Here is a 5,019-nt window from a genome sequence, read left to right on the forward strand (position 1 = left end):
GCATCGTCGGGGTTTTATTAACTTAGTTCATTAAATTAGTGAACTAACTTAATAAAAGAATTTCTTGGCAACCATAGTGCTGTGGTCCCACCTGACTCCATACCGAACTCAGAAGTGAAACGCAGTTACGCCGATGGTAGTGTGGGGCTTCCCCATGTGAGAGTAGGGCATTGCCAAGTACCCAATTTGCGGAGCGGTAGTTCAGCTGGTTAGAATACCTGCCTGTCACGCAGGGGGTCGCGGGTTCGAGTCCCGTCCGTTCCGCCACTTATTTATAAGCGAGTAAATTACTCGCTTTAACTATATGTAAATAATTATATAGGGGTGTAGTTCAATTGGTAGAGCACCGGTCTCCAAAACCGGGTGTTGGGAGTTCGAGCCTCTCCGCCCCTGCCATGTTTCAAATAAACCGATTAGTTTTGCTAATCGGTTTTTTCATTTCGGTCGACCTTCCAAGGTATTTTTATGTTAGAATTTTGCAGATTTTTACGATAATTTTATCGTTATTATGAAACCACTTGATCCTATTATTGAACAATTTCTTGATACTCTATGGCAAGAGCAGGGATTATCAGAAAATACTGTAGCCTCTTATAGACTAGATTTAGAAAGTTTTACCCAATGGCTTTCTGAACCCAATGCATTTTTAAAAGTAGACTATGTTGATCTACAAACCTTTTTGGGCGAAAGACTGGAGAAAGGCTATAAAGCAACGAGTTCATCTCGTATGTTGAGCTGTTTGCGCAAGTTTTTTCGTTTCCTTTATTTGGAAAAGTATCGAGATGATGATCCAACAGCAACACTTACATCTCCGCGTAAACCAGCCCATTTACCTAAATCATTGAGTGAAGAGCAGGTATTAGATTTACTGAATATTCCAAATACTCAGGATCCTTTAGAATTGCGTGATAAAGCAATGTTAGAACTACTTTATGCCACAGGTTTACGCGTAACAGAGCTTGTTTCTCTAACACTGGATAACCTAAGCCTGCGCCAAGGGTTAGTTCGTATCATTGGTAAAGGTGATAAAGAGCGTTTAGTCCCTTTAGGGGAAGAAGCGAGTTATTGGGTTCAACAGTTTTTTGATTATGGGCGAAGTTCACTGCTTAACGGTATACAGTCAGATGTGGTTTTTCCTAGCCGTTTAGGCAATCAAATGACTCGTCAAACTTTCTGGCATCGAATTAAGCATTATGCGTTGTTGGCAGGTATTGATAGCAATAAACTTTCTCCGCACGTTTTACGCCACGCGTTTGCAACACATTTAGTTAATCACGGTGCAGATTTACGGGTTGTGCAGATGTTACTTGGACATAGTGATCTGTCTACGACACAAATTTATACCCAAGTAGCGAAAGCTCGTTTAAAATCACTGCATCAACAATTTCACCCAAGAGGATAATATGCAACAAGGTTTTTCAAAATTTAGTTGGGCATTGGCATTTTTTTGTTTACCCAGTTCATTATGGCCATTAGCATTGCTTGTATCACCTGCATTAAGCGAAAATCCTAATCTCAGCCCAAGTCAAATTGATTGGTTTTCTACCGCATTTTGGATTTATCCTTTCATTTTATTGGCTATTGCTGGCTTGCTGCATAAATTACATCAAAAGCAACCGCTAGTAGCAAAGATAGGATTATTGATGGGCTATATCTCTTTCTACGACCTAATTTACTATATTATCCGCACCCTTTAATGAAAAATATTCATTAGCAGCCACTTTGTCTACTATACCCTTTGAATATTTATTGTATCCATACGGTTAGAAATCAAATTACAGTTGTACTGAAAGGCTATGTGGCTCTTTATACCTTTGATAATTCAACTGCAACCACTGTAATCCAACAACGGCAATCACATTATCAATTTTTCCTTCAACAACCCATTGATATGCTTGCTCACGGCTCACAACGTGGACAAGAATATCTTCGCCTTCTTCTTCCAAGCCGTAAACACCGCCGACTTGGGTGCTATCAACTAAGCCTAAAAAGAGATGTAAACGCTCAACTGCACCGCCTGGGCTGTCCCAAATGCTTAAGGCGTGTTCCACATTGCTGACGATTAAACCTGCTTCTTCGTAACTTTCACGGATAGCAACATCTTCTGGCGTTTCCCCGTCATCTACCATTCCTGCAATCAGTTCCACTAACCAAGGGGATTGGTTGCTGGTTGGATCGTAAGCACCAATGCGGACTTGTTCGACTAACACTACGGCGTCTTTGACAGGATCATAGGCAATTAATGCGGCTGCTGAGCCTTTAATCATTAATTCACGCACAATTTCACCGCTCATTCCACCATTAAATAGCTTGTGGCGGAAATACATTTTTTTCATTGTGAAATGGCCTTGATAAACCACTTCTTCTTTTAAGATCTCTAAATCTTTTTGCTGAAATTGCTGAATTTGTGTCATAAAAATTCCTTAGCTTTTATGTAAGCGTTTTGAATGAACAATATATAAAGCAACGATCATCACTAAAATAGCTAATGCAAATAATAATGTGTGCATTGCATTAGAGTGATCTACGATAATTAAACGTACCATTGCGGTAATGCCGATATATAAAAAATAGCGTAATGGAAAATGGTAGTTATATTTAAAATATTGAACAATGAGAGCTAGAAATTCAAAATATAAGAAGAAAATCACAATTTTTTCTACAATTTGAAATTTATCACTATGGCTAAAAAATAATTCAATTAATGAATATGCTTCATAGAAAAGAGAGTAAGCCAGAATTAGTCCTATCACTAAGAGTGAAAGATTTAATATCCATTGAAAACTCTCAGAAATAAATCTTCCGAAACGAGAATGTTGTTCTTCTAAATTAAATTTATTCATACTATCCTTAATTTACTTGATAGATAATTGGGTTAAGATAATCAAATGAAATATATTTCCCATTCTTCCATTGGCTCAGTTTTGGTAATGATAACATAGTCTGAGTATGGTCAAAAAAATAAGCCAAATAAAATGGAAGTTGATGATAAAAGCAGAGTTTCCCTGTTGGGCTATAGGCGGTTGTGATCTGCTGTTTACTTAATGAGTGGATTACTTCCGACAGTTTTATAATTCCAGCACCCTGTGATTTAAGCACCGCTTCTCGCAAACACCAACTTAAGTAAAAACGGCTTTCAAGGGAAGAGAGTTCCGATAATAGATGATGATTATTTATTTCAGCTATTTCTTGCTCACTAGCATAATAATGTAATAAATCGTTAAAACGACGTATTTTTTGTGGGTGTTCAATATCAATACCCACCACTTTTTTCGGGGATTGATAAGAGAAAATAATCGCAACCCAATCGCCCGAATGGCTAATATTAAAATCAATCTCGCTATGTTCAATATAAGGGCGTCCACTTTCTGTTTTAACGATATTAGTTAATAAACTTTTATCTAAATGATATTTTTCAAATAATTGATGTAACAGGAAATAAGCCATACGGCGACTTTTCCATTTTTTTATTTGATAAGCTGACAGCTTATCAAGAGATTTGTTTATATTCCCCAAATAATTTAAAAAATCTGAAGGGATAAATTCATCATTTGGAGCAAAAGCAATTTCAATAGTATTCATAGCTGTCATTATAGAAGAAAAACCCGATAACGATATTTGTTATCGGGTTTTATTGAGTATTAAATTAGCAATTTAAAAGCTAAATCAAAAATTATTTGATTTCTACTTTCGCACCAGCTTCTTCTAATTCTTTCTTAAGTGCTTCAGCTTCACCTTTAGAGATGCCTTCTTTTAATGTTGCTGGAGCAGATTCAACTAAGTCTTTAGCTTCTTTCAAGCCTAAGCCTGTTGCACCACGTACTGCTTTGATTACTGCTACCTTGTTAGCACCTGCATCTGCAAGGATAACATCGAATTCAGTTTTCTCTTCAGCTGCTTCTGCTGGGCCTGCTGCTACTGCTACTGCTGCCGCTGCTGCTGATACACCAAATTTTTCTTCCATCGCTGTGATTAATTCAACGATTTCTGATACTGATTTAGAAGCAATCGCTTCAATGATTTGTTCGTTAGTTAATGACATAACAATCAATTCCTAAAGTAAATAAGTTAAACGAGTTGAGAATACGGCGAGTAAAAATTATGCCGCTTCTTGTAATTTGTCGCGTAATGCCGCAAGAGTGCGAACAAGTTTGCCTGCCGCAGCTTCTTTCATTGTGCCCATTAAACGTGCAATTGCTTCTTCGTAAGTTGGTAATGTTGCCAAGAATTCAACATCTTGGATTTTACCTTCAAAGGCTGCACCTTTAACTTCAAACTCTTTGTTTGCTTTTGCAAAATCTTTGAACAAACGTGCTGCTGCACCTGGGTGTTCGTTAGAGAATGCAATAAGAGTTGGACCAGTAAACGTATCTTTTAAGCACTCAAATTCAGTACCTTCAACCGCACGACGTAATAAAGTATTACGAACAACACGCATTGAAACGCCTGCTTCACGAGCTGCTTTACGTAACTCAGTCATTTTCTCTACTGTTACGCCACGAGAATCCGCAACAACAGCAGAAAGGGCACCTTTGGCAGCTTCGTTTACTTCAGCAACAATTGCTTGTTTGTCTTGAAGATTTAATGCCATTGGTTTTAGCTCCTGATACACTCCACATAAATACTGTGGAATTTACAAAAAATCTCAAAAAGTAACCGCTTGAGCGACGTTTTTGAGGCTAAGGTGTACAGAAGCAGATAATTCTGTCTGTTCACCATCTACGTAGGTTGTTTTCATTAAGAAACTGTTCACACAGGTTCACCTACGGTCTTGGACGGGGCTTGAGATAAGGCTCAGCACCATCATTTACTATCCATATGGAGTAGCAATTTTGCAATTTTACCCTTAAATTTTTAGGCTGTAAACTAAAAATTCAGGCGAATATCTGGTATCTGCTCAGGGCAACCACATATGTTGTCCATTTTTCAACCTACACGCCGAGCAACAGCTCATCTCGAAATTCATCTGACCAACCGGCAGCGGTCAATTTCCCTTTTATACTCTGCTTTTTCGGGTGT

At 38.0% G+C, this 5,019-nt stretch carries 7 protein-coding genes, 2 tRNA genes and 1 rRNA gene; 5 read left to right on the forward strand and 5 right to left on the reverse strand.

The genetic code is table 11. The annotated features are described in order from the left end of the window. Positions 1 to 63: 63 nt before the first annotated feature. From rrf to B0183_RS11670, 5 genes are all read left to right on the forward strand, one after another. A 5S ribosomal RNA gene (gene rrf / locus B0183_RS11650) occupies positions 64 to 179 on the forward strand. 11 nt (positions 180 to 190) lie between these two features. Beyond that, positions 191 to 267 (forward strand) — tRNA-Asp (locus B0183_RS11655). Positions 268 to 320: 53 nt separating this feature from the next. Further along, positions 321 to 396 (forward strand) — tRNA-Trp (locus tag B0183_RS11660). A 112-nt stretch (positions 397 to 508) separates the two neighbouring features. Then, a complete protein-coding gene (gene xerD, locus B0183_RS11665; RefSeq protein WP_021116286.1) occupies positions 509 to 1,402 on the forward strand; it encodes a site-specific tyrosine recombinase XerD in 894 nt (297 codons plus the stop codon). A 1-nt stretch (position 1,403) separates the two neighbouring features. Next, positions 1,404 to 1,697, forward strand: coding sequence for a DUF5389 family protein (locus B0183_RS11670; RefSeq protein ID WP_021114301.1), 294 nt, complete (start codon positions 1,404 to 1,406; stop codon positions 1,695 to 1,697). Positions 1,698 to 1,775: 78 nt separating this feature from the next. On the opposite strand, the gene nudF is transcribed toward B0183_RS11670, so the two are convergent. The 5 genes from nudF to rplJ form a co-directional block, all read right to left on the reverse strand. Next, entirely contained in the window at positions 1,776 to 2,414 is a 639-nt protein-coding gene (gene nudF / locus B0183_RS11675) for an ADP-ribose diphosphatase (RefSeq protein WP_021119266.1), read from the reverse strand. Positions 2,415 to 2,423: 9 nt separating this feature from the next. Beyond that, entirely contained in the window at positions 2,424 to 2,843 is a 420-nt protein-coding gene (psiE, locus tag B0183_RS11680; protein WP_021111345.1) for a phosphate-starvation-inducible protein PsiE, read from the reverse strand. Between the two features lie 7 nt (positions 2,844 to 2,850). Further along, on the reverse strand, positions 2,851 to 3,591 hold the full coding sequence (locus B0183_RS11685) for a 4'-phosphopantetheinyl transferase family protein (protein WP_412459331.1): 741 nt from the start codon (positions 3,589 to 3,591) through the stop codon (positions 2,851 to 2,853). Positions 3,592 to 3,673: 82 nt separating this feature from the next. Then, positions 3,674 to 4,042 (reverse strand): 50S ribosomal protein L7/L12, encoded by a 369-nt coding sequence (gene rplL, locus B0183_RS11690; RefSeq protein ID WP_021116290.1) that lies wholly within the window; start codon positions 4,040 to 4,042, stop codon positions 3,674 to 3,676. Positions 4,043 to 4,099: 57 nt separating this feature from the next. Further along, positions 4,100 to 4,591 (reverse strand): 50S ribosomal protein L10, encoded by a 492-nt coding sequence (rplJ, locus tag B0183_RS11695; RefSeq protein ID WP_005714465.1) that lies wholly within the window; start codon positions 4,589 to 4,591, stop codon positions 4,100 to 4,102. Positions 4,592 to 5,019: the final 428 nt, after the last annotated feature.

The organism is Glaesserella parasuis, assembly GCF_002015085.1.
In the GTDB taxonomy this organism is placed as follows: Bacteria; Pseudomonadota; Gammaproteobacteria; order Enterobacterales; family Pasteurellaceae; genus Glaesserella; species Glaesserella parasuis.